General features: G+C 67.5%; 18 protein-coding genes and 1 other RNA gene. 9 read left to right on the forward strand and 10 right to left on the reverse strand.

Annotated elements, in window-relative coordinates; all coding sequences use genetic code 11:
- Positions 1 to 13 precede the first annotated feature (13 nt).
- The 6 genes from LK533_RS05590 (at position 14) to rnpB (ending at position 5,032) form a co-directional block, all read left to right on the forward strand.
- Entirely contained in the window at positions 14 to 421 is a 408-nt protein-coding gene (locus LK533_RS05590; protein ID WP_229361802.1) for a Mov34/MPN/PAD-1 family protein, read from the forward strand.
- A gap of 65 nt (positions 422 to 486) precedes the next feature.
- Positions 487 to 1,125, forward strand: coding sequence for a histidine phosphotransferase family protein (locus tag LK533_RS05595; RefSeq protein ID WP_229361803.1), 639 nt, complete (start codon positions 487 to 489; stop codon positions 1,123 to 1,125).
- A gap of 50 nt (positions 1,126 to 1,175) precedes the next feature.
- Positions 1,176 to 3,413 (forward strand): chemotaxis protein CheA, encoded by a 2,238-nt coding sequence (locus tag LK533_RS05600; protein WP_229361804.1) that lies wholly within the window; start codon positions 1,176 to 1,178, stop codon positions 3,411 to 3,413.
- 55 nt (positions 3,414 to 3,468) lie between these two features.
- Positions 3,469 to 3,834, forward strand: coding sequence for a response regulator (locus tag LK533_RS05605; RefSeq protein WP_229362159.1), 366 nt, complete (start codon positions 3,469 to 3,471; stop codon positions 3,832 to 3,834).
- 97 nt (positions 3,835 to 3,931) lie between these two features.
- Complete coding sequence (locus LK533_RS05610; protein ID WP_229361805.1) at positions 3,932 to 4,621, forward strand: N-acetylmuramoyl-L-alanine amidase; 690 nt, start codon at positions 3,932 to 3,934, stop codon at positions 4,619 to 4,621.
- A gap of 41 nt (positions 4,622 to 4,662) precedes the next feature.
- Positions 4,663 to 5,032, forward strand: an RNA gene (rnpB, locus tag LK533_RS05615) — RNase P RNA component class A.
- Between the two features lie 264 nt (positions 5,033 to 5,296).
- Here the strand turns inward: rnpB and LK533_RS05620 are convergent.
- Positions 5,297 to 5,932: a carbonic anhydrase gene (locus tag LK533_RS05620; RefSeq protein WP_229361806.1), complete on the reverse strand. Its 636-nt coding sequence runs from the start codon at positions 5,930 to 5,932 to the stop codon at positions 5,297 to 5,299.
- Positions 5,929 to 7,509: a SulP family inorganic anion transporter gene (locus LK533_RS05625; RefSeq protein ID WP_229361807.1), complete on the reverse strand. Its 1,581-nt coding sequence runs from the start codon at positions 7,507 to 7,509 to the stop codon at positions 5,929 to 5,931. The genes LK533_RS05620 and LK533_RS05625 overlap by 4 nt, the downstream gene beginning before the upstream one ends.
- 152 nt (positions 7,510 to 7,661) lie before the next feature.
- Between LK533_RS05625 and LK533_RS05630 the strand changes: the two genes are divergently transcribed.
- The 3 genes from LK533_RS05630 to LK533_RS05640 all read left to right on the forward strand — a co-directional run bounded on the left by LK533_RS05630 (position 7,662) and on the right by LK533_RS05640 (position 9,681).
- Positions 7,662 to 8,198, forward strand: a complete 537-nt coding sequence (locus tag LK533_RS05630) for a J domain-containing protein (RefSeq protein ID WP_229361808.1) — start codon at positions 7,662 to 7,664, stop codon at positions 8,196 to 8,198.
- Positions 8,195 to 8,518, forward strand: a complete 324-nt coding sequence (locus LK533_RS05635) for a (2Fe-2S) ferredoxin domain-containing protein (protein ID WP_229361809.1) — start codon at positions 8,195 to 8,197, stop codon at positions 8,516 to 8,518. The genes LK533_RS05630 and LK533_RS05635 overlap by 4 nt, the downstream gene beginning before the upstream one ends.
- Before the next feature lie 83 nt (positions 8,519 to 8,601).
- Positions 8,602 to 9,681, forward strand: coding sequence for a hypothetical protein (locus LK533_RS05640; RefSeq protein ID WP_229361810.1), 1,080 nt, complete (start codon positions 8,602 to 8,604; stop codon positions 9,679 to 9,681).
- A 162-nt stretch (positions 9,682 to 9,843) separates the two neighbouring features.
- Here LK533_RS05640 and LK533_RS05645 read toward each other — a convergent pair whose 3' ends face one another.
- The 8 genes from LK533_RS05645 to pspA form a co-directional block, all read right to left on the reverse strand.
- On the reverse strand, positions 9,844 to 10,251 hold the full coding sequence (locus LK533_RS05645) for a SufE family protein (protein ID WP_229362160.1): 408 nt from the start codon (positions 10,249 to 10,251) through the stop codon (positions 9,844 to 9,846).
- 63 nt (positions 10,252 to 10,314) lie between these two features.
- Positions 10,315 to 10,554 (reverse strand): hypothetical protein, encoded by a 240-nt coding sequence (locus tag LK533_RS05650; protein WP_229361811.1) that lies wholly within the window; start codon positions 10,552 to 10,554, stop codon positions 10,315 to 10,317.
- A gap of 43 nt (positions 10,555 to 10,597) precedes the next feature.
- Complete coding sequence (locus LK533_RS05655; protein ID WP_229361812.1) at positions 10,598 to 10,864, reverse strand: hypothetical protein; 267 nt, start codon at positions 10,862 to 10,864, stop codon at positions 10,598 to 10,600.
- Positions 10,865 to 10,875: 11 nt separating this feature from the next.
- Positions 10,876 to 11,202, reverse strand: a complete 327-nt coding sequence (locus tag LK533_RS05660) for a hypothetical protein (RefSeq protein WP_229361813.1) — start codon at positions 11,200 to 11,202, stop codon at positions 10,876 to 10,878.
- Between the two features lie 21 nt (positions 11,203 to 11,223).
- On the reverse strand, positions 11,224 to 11,514 hold the full coding sequence (locus LK533_RS05665) for a hypothetical protein (RefSeq protein ID WP_229361814.1): 291 nt from the start codon (positions 11,512 to 11,514) through the stop codon (positions 11,224 to 11,226).
- Positions 11,515 to 11,549: 35 nt separating this feature from the next.
- Positions 11,550 to 11,930, reverse strand: coding sequence for an envelope stress response membrane protein PspC (gene pspC / locus LK533_RS05670; RefSeq protein ID WP_229361815.1), 381 nt, complete (start codon positions 11,928 to 11,930; stop codon positions 11,550 to 11,552).
- Position 11,931: 1 nt separating this feature from the next.
- Entirely contained in the window at positions 11,932 to 12,201 is a 270-nt protein-coding gene (gene pspB / locus LK533_RS05675) for an envelope stress response membrane protein PspB (RefSeq protein ID WP_125959774.1), read from the reverse strand.
- Position 12,202: 1 nt separating this feature from the next.
- Positions 12,203 to 12,868, reverse strand: coding sequence for a phage shock protein PspA (gene pspA / locus LK533_RS05680; protein ID WP_229361816.1), 666 nt, complete (start codon positions 12,866 to 12,868; stop codon positions 12,203 to 12,205).

The raw sequence follows: 12,868 nt of genomic DNA on the forward strand, positions 1-12,868 counted from the left end.
TAGCTAGATGGGAATGACGGTGGAGATTGCAACCAGGATCGCACAGGCGATCCGCGACGCGGCGGCAGCATCGCCGGACGAGGAAGTCTGCGGGCTGTTGCTGGGCACGGCAGAGCGAGTCGAGGCGCTGCAGCCCGCCCGCAACGTCGCGGCGGATCCGCGGACCAGCTTCGAGATCGACCCACAGGCGCTGCTCGCCGCCTATCGCGCCGCGCGCGCAGGCGGCCCGGCCGTGGTGGGCCATTACCACTCGCATCCGGCCGGGCCGGTGCGCCCGTCCGCAGCCGATGCCGCCGCCTCGCATGGCGATGGTGCGCTGTGGATCATCGCCAATGCGGAGACGACAGGCTGCTGGCGGGCGGTGGCCCGCGGCCCGGTCGCCGGGCGGTTCGTCCCGGTTGCATTACGCTTCGTCGGCTGAGGTTGCGGAGACCGCAGCGCAGCGTCAGAAGGCGCGGAACAGCCATTTTCGATCGGACTACGCCCATGCAGATCAGCGCCACCGATTTCGCGAGCCTGTTGTGCTCCCGGTTGTGCCACGACCTGCTCAGTCCGGTCGGCGCGCTCAACAACGGGCTGGAACTGCTCGCCGACGAACAGGACCCGGCGATGCGGGCACGCTGCCTGGAGCTGCTGGCCGAAAGCGCGCGGGCATCAGCCAACAAGCTGAAGTTCTTCCGCCTGGCGTTCGGCGCAGCCGGCGGGTTCGGCGACGTGGTCGATACGAGGGAGGCGCGCGCCGCGATCGAGGGGCTGTTTGCCGAAAACCGCCGCGTGAAGCTGGGGTGGATGGTGGCGGAGCCGACGCTGCCAAAGCCCGTGATCAAGGCGCTGCTCAACCTGGCGCTGATCGGCGGCGACGCACTGGTTCGCGGCGGGCAGCTCGACATCGGGGCGGAAGCCAATGAGGGGGGCATCGAGATCGTCGTGCGCGCCGATGGCCCGCGCATCGTACTGGATCCGGAGCTGCGCCACGCGCTGTCGGGGGAGGGCGACCTGCTCGCGCCGCGCGCCGCCGCGGCCTTTCTCGCCCATGCGCTGGTCGAGCAGAGCGGCGGGTCGCTGCAGGTGTCGCCTGCCGATGCCGAGGTGCTTCTGTTCGGCGCATCTTTCCCGCGCGGCTAACCCCCTTTTAACTCCCGCCCGGCAAGGCTGACCGACAGGACGGGGAATTAATGGACGATCTGCTCCGGGACTTCATCGCAGAGACGCGCGAGACGCTGGAAGCCTTGTCCGGTGAGATCGTCGCATGGGAGGCCGCACCGGCCGACCGGCCCAGGCTCGATGCGATCTTCCGCTTCGTCCACACCGTGAAGGGAAGCTGCGGCTTCGTGGATCTCCCTCAGCTCCAGCGGCTGAGCCATGCGGCCGAGGACGTGCTGGCCGATGTGCGTGCGGGCAAGCGCGTCCCCGACCGTGCGCTGGTCAATGCGGTGCTCGCCGTGGTCGACCGGATCGGAGCGACGGTGGAGGCGCTGGACGCGGGCGTCGCGCCGCCGGATGCCGGCGAGGAAAGGTTGATCGCAGCACTGGCGCCGGGCGCGATCGAAGCGGCCCCCGCCGAGCCGACGCCACCGCCCGTGCAGCCGCGCAGCATGCGGCTGGACGTGGATCTGCTCGACCGCATGATGGGCGGCATGTCGGACATGGTGCTGGCCCGCAATGAACTCGCGCGGGTGCTGCGCGAGGGCAAGGTGGACCCTGCCGTGGAGGTCGCCCTGGCGCGGCTGTCGGTGTCGATGGCCGAAATGCGGGAGACGGTGACGCGCACCCGCATGCAAAAGATCGAGCGGCTGTTTGCGTCGCTTCCGCGGATGGTACGCGACACCGCCGCCTTGCTCGGCAAAACCGTCGAGCTGACGCTGGAAGGCCGCGACGTCGAGATGGACCGCGACATGGTCGAGGCGATGCGCGATCCCCTGATCCACATGATCCGGAACGCCATCGATCATGGCATCGAAAGCGCAGCCGAGCGGCGCGCTGCCGGCAAGCCGGAGGCAGGACAGCTGCGGATTGTCGCGCGCCAGGCCGGCAACCAGATCGTGCTGGAGGTGAGCGACGACGGCCCCGGCATCGACATCAAGCGGCTGGCGGACAAGCTCTCCGCATCGGGCGCGGCAGGCGGTGGCCTGTCGGGCGCCACCCCCCGGGGCGCCGAGCTCATCTTCGAGCCGGGGTTGTCGGTCCGCGATGCTGCGACCGCGATTTCCGGCCGTGGGGTGGGCATGGACGTGGTGCGGACGGCGCTGGAGCGGATCGGCGGGCGGATCGAACTCGACAATTCTCCGGGCCGCGGCTTACGGATCCAGGTCCAGGCGCCGCTGCTGCTGTCGATCGTTCCGGCCGTGCTGGTCACGATCGGCGGTCAGCGCTTCGCTATTCCCCGCCAGATCGTGGAGGAGATCGCCATCGGGACGCCGGAGTGCATCCAGCGGCCCGCAAGCGAGATGCTCGGCGTTGCCCAGGTTCGCGAACGGCACCTGCCGCTGGTGGATCTGCGGCGGCTGTTGGAGGTCGAGCCGGAGGGTGCCGATCCCATGCTGATCGTGGTGGAGGTGCCCTGCGGTTGCTTTGCACTGGCCGTGGATGCGGTGCTCGACCACCAGGAACTGGTGGTGAAGCCGGCCTCCGCTTCAATCACGGCAACAGGGACCTACGCGGGGACGACCCTGCCGGACCATGGGAACTCGATCCTGCTCCTCGATTGTGTGGGCATCGCCAGCGTGGCGGGTGTGCGCTTCGATCCCGCGGCGGAGGCGGCGCCCTTGTTGCACGCTGGGGAAACGGGACAGGACTCGTCCGGCTTGGTGCCCATGGACGCCCTTCGGGCACCTTCGGCTTCGGAGCAGGACGACCATGCCGCGGCACCGACGGGGCAGGACGCGGACGGAATGTCGCTGCCCGTCGCCAACCGGCATGCCGAGTCCGCCGCGGAGGGCATCGATGCCGGACGGTCGACCGAAGCGACCGAGCCTGCGAAAGCCAGAGGCCATGGCGCGGGGACCATGCTGTTCGACCGGCAGATGACCGAGCTGATCGACGTGGATTGGCTGCTTTCGCAGCTGGGACGGGCAAGCCCGGCCCATTCCGCCACTGGCCCGCTTTGCCTGGTCGCGGCGCCGGCATCCGGGCCGCTCGCCACTTTTGTGGGCACCTTGCTTGAGCAGCAGGGATATCGCGTGATCGTCGGCCGTGGCTCGTCGGAGGTGCCGGCGGTGGTGTTGATGACGGACGCAGCCGCAGAGGCGGATGCGGTGGCTGCACGGGTCGACGGGGTGCCCGTCATCCGCCTGCGCAACGGCGCGGAACGCAGCGGACCCGGCGACACCAGCATCTATCGCTACGACACGGGCGCGCTGCTGGCGGCGGTTGCGCAGCGGACCGGGACGAGCTTGGCAGTCGAGCGTGGCTGAGGCCCCCTCGAAAGTCACCGGCGGGCGTGCGATGCTGAAGGGGCAGGGGGATGCCATGAAAAGCTGCTTGGTAGTCGACGATTCAAAGGTGATCCGAAAGGTCGCGCGCCACATCCTGGAGGCGCTGGGGTTCACCGTGCGCGAAGCGGCCGATGGCCGGGAGGCGCTTGCCAGCTGTATCGAGGCCCTGCCGGCCGTGATCCTGCTCGACTGGAACATGCCGGTCATGAGCGGCATGGACTTCCTGCGCGCGCTGCGCGACGCCGGACTGCCCAAGCGGCCAAAGGTGGTGTTCTGCACCACCGAGAGCGACATGGCCCATATTCGCGCGGCGATCGAAGCCGGTGCCGACGAATATGTGATGAAGCCGTTCGATCGCGACACGCTCGAGAGCAAGCTCCAGATCGTGGGTCTCGCCTGATCGCGGAGAGCGGCGGTTGCGGGCGGCGCGACGGCGGCAGCTTGCCTTTGCGCGCCGCTCGACGCATCGCTGCCGGATAGCTTGGGGACAAGGGCGCATGCAGTTTATCGACAGGCCGTCGCCGAACTTCGACGAACGGTCGCTGCCGGTCACCATGGTGGTGCTCCATTATACCGGCATGCAGGACGCCGCCTCCGCCATTGCGCGGCTGGCCGATCCGGAGGCCAAGGTGTCGTGCCACTATCTGGTGGCAGAGGATGGCACGGTGGTGCGCATGGTCGACGAAGCCAATCGTGCCTGGCACGCGGGCCGCTCGCACTGGCGCGGCGTGACCGACGTCAATTCCGCCTCGGTCGGCATCGAGATCGTCAACCCGGGCCATGAATGGGGCTATGTCCCATTCCCCGACGAGCAGATCGACGCGGTGATCCGGCTGGTCGCGGACATCAAACAGCGCCATGCCATCACCCGCGGCAATGTGGTGGGACATTCCGACATTGCCCCTGCGCGCAAGCAGGATCCGGGCGAGCTGTTCCCCTGGGGGAAGCTCGCGCGGCTGCGGCTGGCGCTGCCGCGGCCGACCAAGAACCTAATGGATCCGGGCTGGACCGATGCCGGTTTCCTGCTGGCTTTGGAGCGGTTCGGCTATGACGTGGCGGAGCCGGTTGCCGCGGTCACCGCCTTTCAGCGCCGCTTCCGCCCGGAGATGGTGGACGGGGTGATCGACGGCGAATGCCGGTCGCTGCTGCTCGCGCTGCTGCTGCCAAAGCCGCAGGGAGATGATTGAGCGGGTTCCCCCTTGGCCGAAGCTGCGCTAGGCGGACCGGGTCAGAGGGTCGGGCGGCCGCGGCCCCGTTGCGAAACGGGGGCGAGGAAAGTCCGGGCTCCACGGAATCGACGGTGCCGGGTAACGCCCGGCGGGGGCGACCCCAGGGAAAGTGCCACAGAGAGCAAACGGCGACGGCTTCGGCCACGCCACGGTGAAAGGGTGCGGTAAAAGCGCACCGCGGGCCTGGTAACAGGAACGGCATGGCAAACCCCACCGGGAGCAAGACCGAATAGGGACGGCACATGGGCCTCGTTCCGGCCCGTCGTCCGGGTTGGTTGCTGGAGGCGGCGCGCAAGCGTCGTCCTAGAGGAATGGTCGCCTATCCCCGCAAGGGGTGGACAGAACCCGGCTTACAGACCCTCTGACGTTCCTTTTCGCCGATTGGGCGCCCTTGAAGAGGCGACGCATCCCCAATCCGGGCTCCCGCGCTGGCGGGAACCCAGGGCCATGCAGAACAACCGCTGACCGCTGACCGGCGCCCGGAACCCTGGGTCCCGCTTTCGCGGGAGCACAAGGCGGAAGGACCGTTGCCACCAGAAAAGTTGCGCCGGCCCGCCACGATGCCAGGGACTAGGGCGGGACGGGCCGGCGCGCCGGATGCAGGAGGAGGCGCATCCGGTAGGGCGTATGGGGTCAGACCAGAACCGGCTCCGGCCGGGGAACGGTCCCCAATGACGTTGCGGCGTCGATCTCCATCATCGGCTTGATGAGGCCGTCGCGCAGGTCATAGACCCAGCCGTGCAGGTAGAGCGTCTGGCCCGCGGCAAAGGCGTCCTGCACGACCGAGGTGCGCGCCAGCCGCACGAGCTGGTCGCGGACGTTGAGCTCGACCAGCCGGTTTGCGCGCTGGTCCATGGGGAGCGCGTCGATCTCGTCGGCATGGTCCCGATAGACCTGCTCGGCATTGGCGAGCCATTTGCCCAGATAGCCGGTGGCGCCGCCGGCCAGCGCCGCGTTGATGCCGCCGCAGCCGTGATGGCCGCAGATGATGATGTGCCGGACCTTGAGCACGGTGACCGCATATTCGAGCACCGACATCAGGTTGATGTCGTCCTCGTTCACCAGATTGGCGACGTTGCGGTGGATGAACATGCCGCCCGGCGGCGTGTTGGTCAGCTGTCCCGCCGCGACCCGGCTGTCGGAACAGCCGATCCACAGGAATTCAGGCTGCTGGCCGGCGATCTGGCGCTCGAAATAGTCGGCGCGCTCCTCCAGCCGCTCGGCAGCCCAGGCCTTGTTGGCGAGGAGCAGGTGCTTGTACTCCCTCATGCGAACACGACCTCCTTGCGCGGTGCCTGGATCTTGGACACCGTCTTTTCGCCGACGTCGCCGCGCACGATCACGCCAATGTTCCGGAACTGCGCGTTCTTGGCGAAGGCGTTGATGATGTCGATGTTGTCGATGTCGACATAGCTGGTGGCCGAGAGGTCGATCAGCACATGCGTGTCGTCCGGAACCTTGGCGAGTTCCTTCTGCAACTCATACTTATGGATGAAGTAGAGGTTGCGGCGTGCGCGGATCATGCAGCTGTCGCCGTCCTGCACGAAGATGATCGCGGGGCGGAAATTGCGGCCGATCACGAAGACGAAGCCGACCGCCAGGCCGATGACGATGCCTTCCAGAAGGTCGGTCAGCAGGATCGCCAGGATGGTGACGACGAACGGCACGAACTGCGTCCAGCCCTGCTTGAAGCGCTTGGTGAACAGCGACGGCTTGGTGAGCTTGTAGCCAGTCGCGATCAGCACTGCGGCGAGGGCCGACAGCGGGATGAGGTTCAGCATCGCCGGGATCAGCAGCACGCTCAGCAGCAGCCAGCAGCCGTGCAGGATGGTGGAAAGCTGGCTGTTGGCGTTGGCATCGACATTGGCCGAGCTGCGCACGATCACCGAGGTGACGGGAAGGCCGCCGATCAGCCCGGCGACGATGTTGCCGCCGCCCTGGGCCAGCAGCTCGCGGTTCTTGTCAGTGGTGCGGCGCTTGGGATCGATCTCGTCGACCGCCTTCACCGACAGGAGCGATTCGAGGCTGGCGACGATCGCCAGCGTGACCGCACTGGTCCAGACAACCGGATTGCCGATCTGGCCGAAGTCCGGTGTCGTGAAGAGGCCGACAAACTCGCCAAGTCCGCTTGCGACCGGCACGCGCACCATGTGCGACGGCTGCACCTGCCACTGGGGCGCGAACATCCCGAAGAGCGTGTTGATGAGGACCGCGCCGAGCACGACGACCAGCGGGCCGGGCACGAAGCGCAGCGGACCGTCCTTGGGCTTGGCGTGATCCCACCAGAAGAGAAAGGCGAGCGACAAGGCCGCGATGATGGCAGCGCCCCACACGATCTGCTCCCGCAGCACATGGGCGAGCGCCGAGAAGGTGTTCTGGCCGTCGCCCTGCGAAAAGGAGAAGCTGCCCTCCGGATCGGCGTCATAGCCGATGGCATGGGGTAGCTGCTTGAGGATCAGGATCAGCCCGATCGCTGCCAGCATGCCGGTGATGACCGACGAAGGGACGAACTCGCTGAGGATACCGCCGCGGGAGAAGGAGAACAGGAGCTGGATGCAGCCCGCCAGCACAACGGCGAGCAGGAATGCCTCGTAGCTGGGCATGCGCTGGATCGCATCGAACACGATCACGGTCAGGCCGGCGGCGGGGCCGCTCACCGACAGCGGCGACTTGCTGAGCATGCCGATGACGATGCCGCCGACGATGCCGGAGATGAGCCCCGAGAACAGCGGAGCGCCCGAAGCGAGCGCTACGCCCAGGCAGAGCGGCAGTGCGACCAGCGCCACGACGATCGACGCGGGCACGTCCTGACGCCAGCTCGTCTTGATGTTGGAAGCCAGGCTCACGTGGCAACCTCTCCGTTACTTGGGACACGTCGATGCGTATTTCCCCACCTCTATACGGCAGCCCGGGTCCGGGACGGCAGCGACAAATAATTACGTTTTGTTTCCCGCGAGGGTGCCTTGTGCCACGCAGCAGGGCGGCTATCTGGGGAAGGATGGTCCGATCAAGTCGATCCAATGATTGGGGATTTCCCCGCTGGCGCGGTTATGAAGCCGAGCGCCAGGCAAGCCGCGTGCGCCTGTGCGACCGCCACGGGTGCGAGGCGCCCGGCGACCGGCCGGCCCCGAAATCGCCCAACAGCCCCGACCGCTGGTATTTCTGCGAGACCCACGCCGCAGAATACAACCGCAACTGGAACTACTTCGAGGGGCTGGACGAGGAGGAGGCCAAGCGCCGCGAAGCAAGCGAGCAGCGCACCGCCAATGGCTATGCCAATGCCTCGCACTATGCCTGGGGCGGTTCGGGCGACGGCACCCGCTCGCGCGACGAGATGCGCGCACTGGAAGTGCTGGGGCTGGAGGTCGACGCCGATTTCGAGGCGGTGCGCGGCGCCTGGCGACGGCTGGCCAAGGCCAACCACCCCGACGTCCGCCCCGGCGACAAGGAGGCGGCGACTCGCTTCCAGGGCATCCAGGCGGCCTATGAGGTGCTGCGCGTCGCCGAGGAACGGCGCCAGTGGAAGCCCGCGTGAAGCCGTCGGTCCGCGCGCGCTGGTCGCGGGCGGTGCTGGTGTGCGGCAAATGCTCGAAGAAGCTCGACGGCGGATTCGGCCCGGACGGCGATCAGCCGCTCGCCAAGGCGCTTCGCAAGCAGCTGGGCCTGAAGAAGGGACCGAAGGCACGCGCTGGCGTGGTCGAAACGCGCTGTCTGGGCGTGTGTCCCAAGCGTGCGGTGACGGTGGTCGATGCGGCACGGCCCGGCGAGTGGCTGCTGGTGAGCGCGGGCACCGACCTGGACGCCCTCGGCCAGGAGTTGGGCCTGGTTGAACCAGAAGGCGCCGCAAAGGCGTGAGCCCTCGGGGGGCGGGCGCGCTTGACCCAGTCCGCTGCGCAAGCTTCTCTCGGTCGGTTGCGAACCTGCTCCGGAGGCTGCCCTTGCGCGTCGTTCCCGCTCTTGCCGTCCTGCTGACTGCCTCGCCCGCCCTCGCGGGTGCCGAGGCCCCGCGAAGCTATGCGGGGAGCGCCGGGCCGACGCGCATCGTGCTGACGCTGGAAGGCGACGCCACCGGAGAGGATGTCTGGGGCCGCTACTTCTACCAATCCGTGCGCCGGGACATCGAGCTGCAGGGCACGCGTCGGGGCGAGGTGATGACGCTGGAGGCGCGCTACACGGGCGATCGCATCGAGCTGCGGCCCGAGGGGGCGGCGCTGGTGGGGACCCTGACCACGGCAGCGAAGCGTCGCCTGCCCGTCCGCCTGACGCGGGTTACCGCTGCTGCCGATCTGCCCGCGGACGTGCCGCCGGATTTGTCGCTCCACGAGCGCCTGCAACTGGCGGGGCTCCGTTTGGAGCCGCAAGCCACCGAAGCCCTGGACGGAAAGGCCATCCGCTGGTTCCGAGAGGCGAAAAGCGGCGTCCGGCTGTTCCGCGTGCAGGGCGGCTATCCGGCGCCCGCGCTTGCAGCAATGAACGCGGCGCTCACCCGGAACCAGTGGCGCGAGGTCAGCAATGCGCTCGGCTGCACCAATGGCGACGGCGAGGCCGGGGTGGACGGCGGCGTCGACGGCAAACCGTGGCTCGGGCCGCGCTATGCCAGCTATCGCTGGCAGGCGAGCTGGGATTGCGCAGGGGCCGCCCACCCGGACTTCGCCGTGGAGGGGCACAGCTTCGATGGTCGGACGGGGCGGGAAATGACCCTGGAACAGGTTCTGCCCGTCGGACCCGCCCCCGTCACGCGGAAGGCCGGGGACCGCTGGTACAGCTACCGCAGCGATGTCTTCGCGCCGGCCGTGGTGAAGCTCCTCCAGCGACACCATGCCGACGAGATGGAGCCGGTCGATCCCGAAGGCGACGAATGCAACTATGCCGATCCGGACGTTTGGTCGTTCCCGGCCTGGCGGCTGACGCCCCAGGGGCTGTGGCTGGGGGCAAGCTTCGCCCGGGTCATGCGCGCCTGCGACGATCCCGATTGGTCGGTGCTGCCCTGGTCGGCGCTTGCGGTGAAACCGGAGTAGCGGCTCGCTCGCTGTCCAGCGTTCCTGCGAGGGCGGGGCACCTGCTCTCCCCGTCTTCCTGCGGAAGCAGGAATCCAGGGCCAAGCAGAACAACGCTCTGCGGGGCGTGTGGCCCTGGGCTCCTGCCTGCGCAGGAGCACCGGAAGAGCAGGCGGACCGGTACTATCCCGCGTAGCGCTCCGCTTCATGGCGGATCAGGGCGATCATGTTGGGGATGCCCTGGGTGCGGTTGGAGCTCAACTGCTTTGCCAGGTCGAACGGTGCGAGCGCGGCGGGAACGTCGGTGGCCAGGATCGCAGCCGGGCTCTGGTCCTGCACTGCCGAGAGCACCAGCGCGATGATCCCTTTGGTGATCGCGGCATTGCTGTCGGCGAGGAAGTGGAGCGTGCCGTCGTCGCGCCGCGTCGGATAGACCCACACCGAAGCCGAGCAGCCGCGCACCAGCGTTGCATCGGTCTTCAGCGCCTCGGGCATCGGCTCCAGCGCACGGCCCAGCTCGATCAGCAGGCGGTAGCGATCGTCGGGCTCCAGGAACTCATATTCGTCGAGAATGTCGGAGAGGGGCTGCATGCGCCGCCGGTAGCAGGTGGCGGCGGCCGGCAAAAGACCGGCGCGCATCCACTCGCGGCGCGATCAGAGGTCGACCCCCGCGGCAATCGCCTCCAGCTTGCGGATGCGTTCCTTGAGATCGGCCAGCTCGATGCGGGTGCCGGCGTTGCCGAAGTCGTGCGCTTCGGCCGGCTCGACCGCCGAAAGCGCCTGCCGCTTGAGCGCCAGCCATCCGCGCCAGCCGGAAAGCGCGGCGGTGGTCACCATCGCCACGGCGGCGAGACCGCTGGTGGCGAGGATGAGGGTGAGGTTCGGGTCCGTCATGTCGCTGCTCCGATGGGGCGTGGACGTGGATGGGGTGGGCGGGTCAGTTGAGCGGCGGCTGGTCGCGCAGCCGCTCGATCTCGTCGGAAAGGTCCAGGCCGCGGTCGGTGACGATGCGTTCCAGCACGCGCACCCGCTGCTCCAGCCGCTCTGTCTGCGCGGCATATTGCGCCGCCTTTTCGGCCAGCTTGTTGGCCTCGACCTCCAAGGTGCGCTCCCGATGCGCGAGCCACGGCTTCACAAAGGTCCGGCCGATGATCGCGACGATCGGGATCATCAGTGCCAGGATCGGAACGAGAATGGGACTCATGGTCGCTGCTTTCAGTTCGCGCGGTCGCGCAATTGATCGATTTCGCGGGAGAGAAGGACGCCGCCGTCGGTCACGATGCGCTCGACGTTGGCGAGCCGGTCCTTGACCGAGCCGAGCTCGGCGCGCAGCTGCGCATTCTCCTGGCTCAGCAGGCGGACGCGCTCGGTCGTTTCCTCGCTTTTCTGCGGATAGACCGCCTGACCCCAGGCGCCGTCGAGCGGATAGCCATGCTTGATGCGCATCCAGGTGGTGATGACCCATCCGGTGACTGCGACCGCAACGATGGTGACGACCAGGGGGAAGAGGCCTTGGAGCAGGCCGTATGTCTCCGGGCTCATTTCAGATCTGCTCTCGCGGGCTTAGCGCAGGGCGTCGATTTCGCGGGCGGTGCGGGCGGCGGGGTCGGTGGCGATGCGCTCGAGCACGGCGATCCGCTCCTCCAGCCGGCCGATCTTGCCGGTCAGGCGCTCGTTCTCGCTGGAGAGCAGCGCGATCTTGCGATCGGCGTCGGGGCTCTCCTTGTGGCTCGTACCCGACCATTCATTCTCCACCGGATAGCCGTGCCGCGCCCGGATCCACGTGGTGAAGATCATCCCGAAGGTCGAGATCGCGATCAGCGCGATGACGAAACCCGGTCCACTCCAGCTCATGCTACTTCCCTCCCTGTTGATGCCTGGCGATTTGCTCAGCGCAGGCTGTCGATCTCGTCGGCCAGGCGCGTGTTGCGGCTGGTGTAGAACATCTCGATGTCGGCCAGACGCCGGTCGATGTCGCGGAAGGTGGAGCGGATCTCCGCCGTCGAGCGCTTCGGGTTGGAGCGCACGCCCTGCCAGAACTTCGCATCCTCCTCGCTGTCGTAGAGGCCGATCGGCTTCTTGGGCGCCATCCAGGCAATCATCGCATAGGCGATGAGGGTCCAGGGGAAGCCGCCGGCCAGCGTCAGCAGGACGGCGCCGATGCGGATCCACATCGTCTCGACGCCGGTATAATCCGCGATGCCGGAGCACACGCCCGACCACTTCGCATTCTGCTTGTCGAGGTAGAATTTGGTGCGTTGCGCGGTCATCTCAGTTCCTCCGGGAAAAGTCGATTTCACGGTCCGCAGCGTCCGGCGCGGAAGGACGGAAATCCGGGTTGTCGGCAGCGACGATGCGTTCGATCGTCTGGAGGCGTTCCTCCAGCCGGCGGGCCGTGAAGTGCATCTCGTCGAGCAGCTTCTCGTCCTCGCCGGTCAGGGTCGGCGCCTGCTTCCACCGCGTGATGTAGTGCAGGATCAGCCACGGCAGTCCGATGAACAGCGTGACGATCGGCACCGCGATGGAGATGAAGTCGTCCATCTCAGCCCTCCTTGTTCATGCGCGCCTTGAGTGCGGCGAGCTCGGCATCGATCTTTTCGGCCGACTGGAGCTCGGCGATCTCTTCTTCCAGCGTCTTCACCTGGCCCATGCCCAGTGCGTCGGCACGACCTTCGGCCAGATCGGCGCGGCGTTCCAGCACCTCGAAGCGGCTGAATGCCTCGTTGGTCTTGGAGCCGGCATACATCTCGCGCAGGCGGCTGCGGTTGTTGGCGCTTTCCAGCCGGGTCATGATCGCGTTCTGGCGGGTACGCGCCTCGCGCAGCTTGTTCTGCAGCTTGGCGATGTCTTCTTCCGAGCTGCGCAGCGAGTCGTCGAGGACGCGGATCTCGCCGGAAAGCTGCTCGACCATGTCGGCCGCCTTCTTGCGCTCGACCAGCGCAGCCTTAGCCAGATCCTCGCGGTTCTTGGACAGGGCGAGCTCGGCCTTTTCGGTCCAGCTTTCCTGCAGACCCTGCAGCTTGGTGATGTGGCGACGCATCTCCTTCTGGTCGGCGATGGTGCGCGCCGCGGAAGCCCGAACCTCGACCAGCGTCTCCTCCATCTCAAGGATGATCATGCGGATCATCTTGGAGGGATCTTCCGCCTTGTCGAGCAGGTCGGTGACATTGGCGGCGATGATGTCTCGGGTGCGGGAAAAGATGCCCAT

Origin of the sequence: Sphingomonas sp. PL-96, assembly GCF_020707215.1 — a bacterium.
GTDB lineage: Bacteria > Pseudomonadota > Alphaproteobacteria > Sphingomonadales > Sphingomonadaceae > Sphingomonas.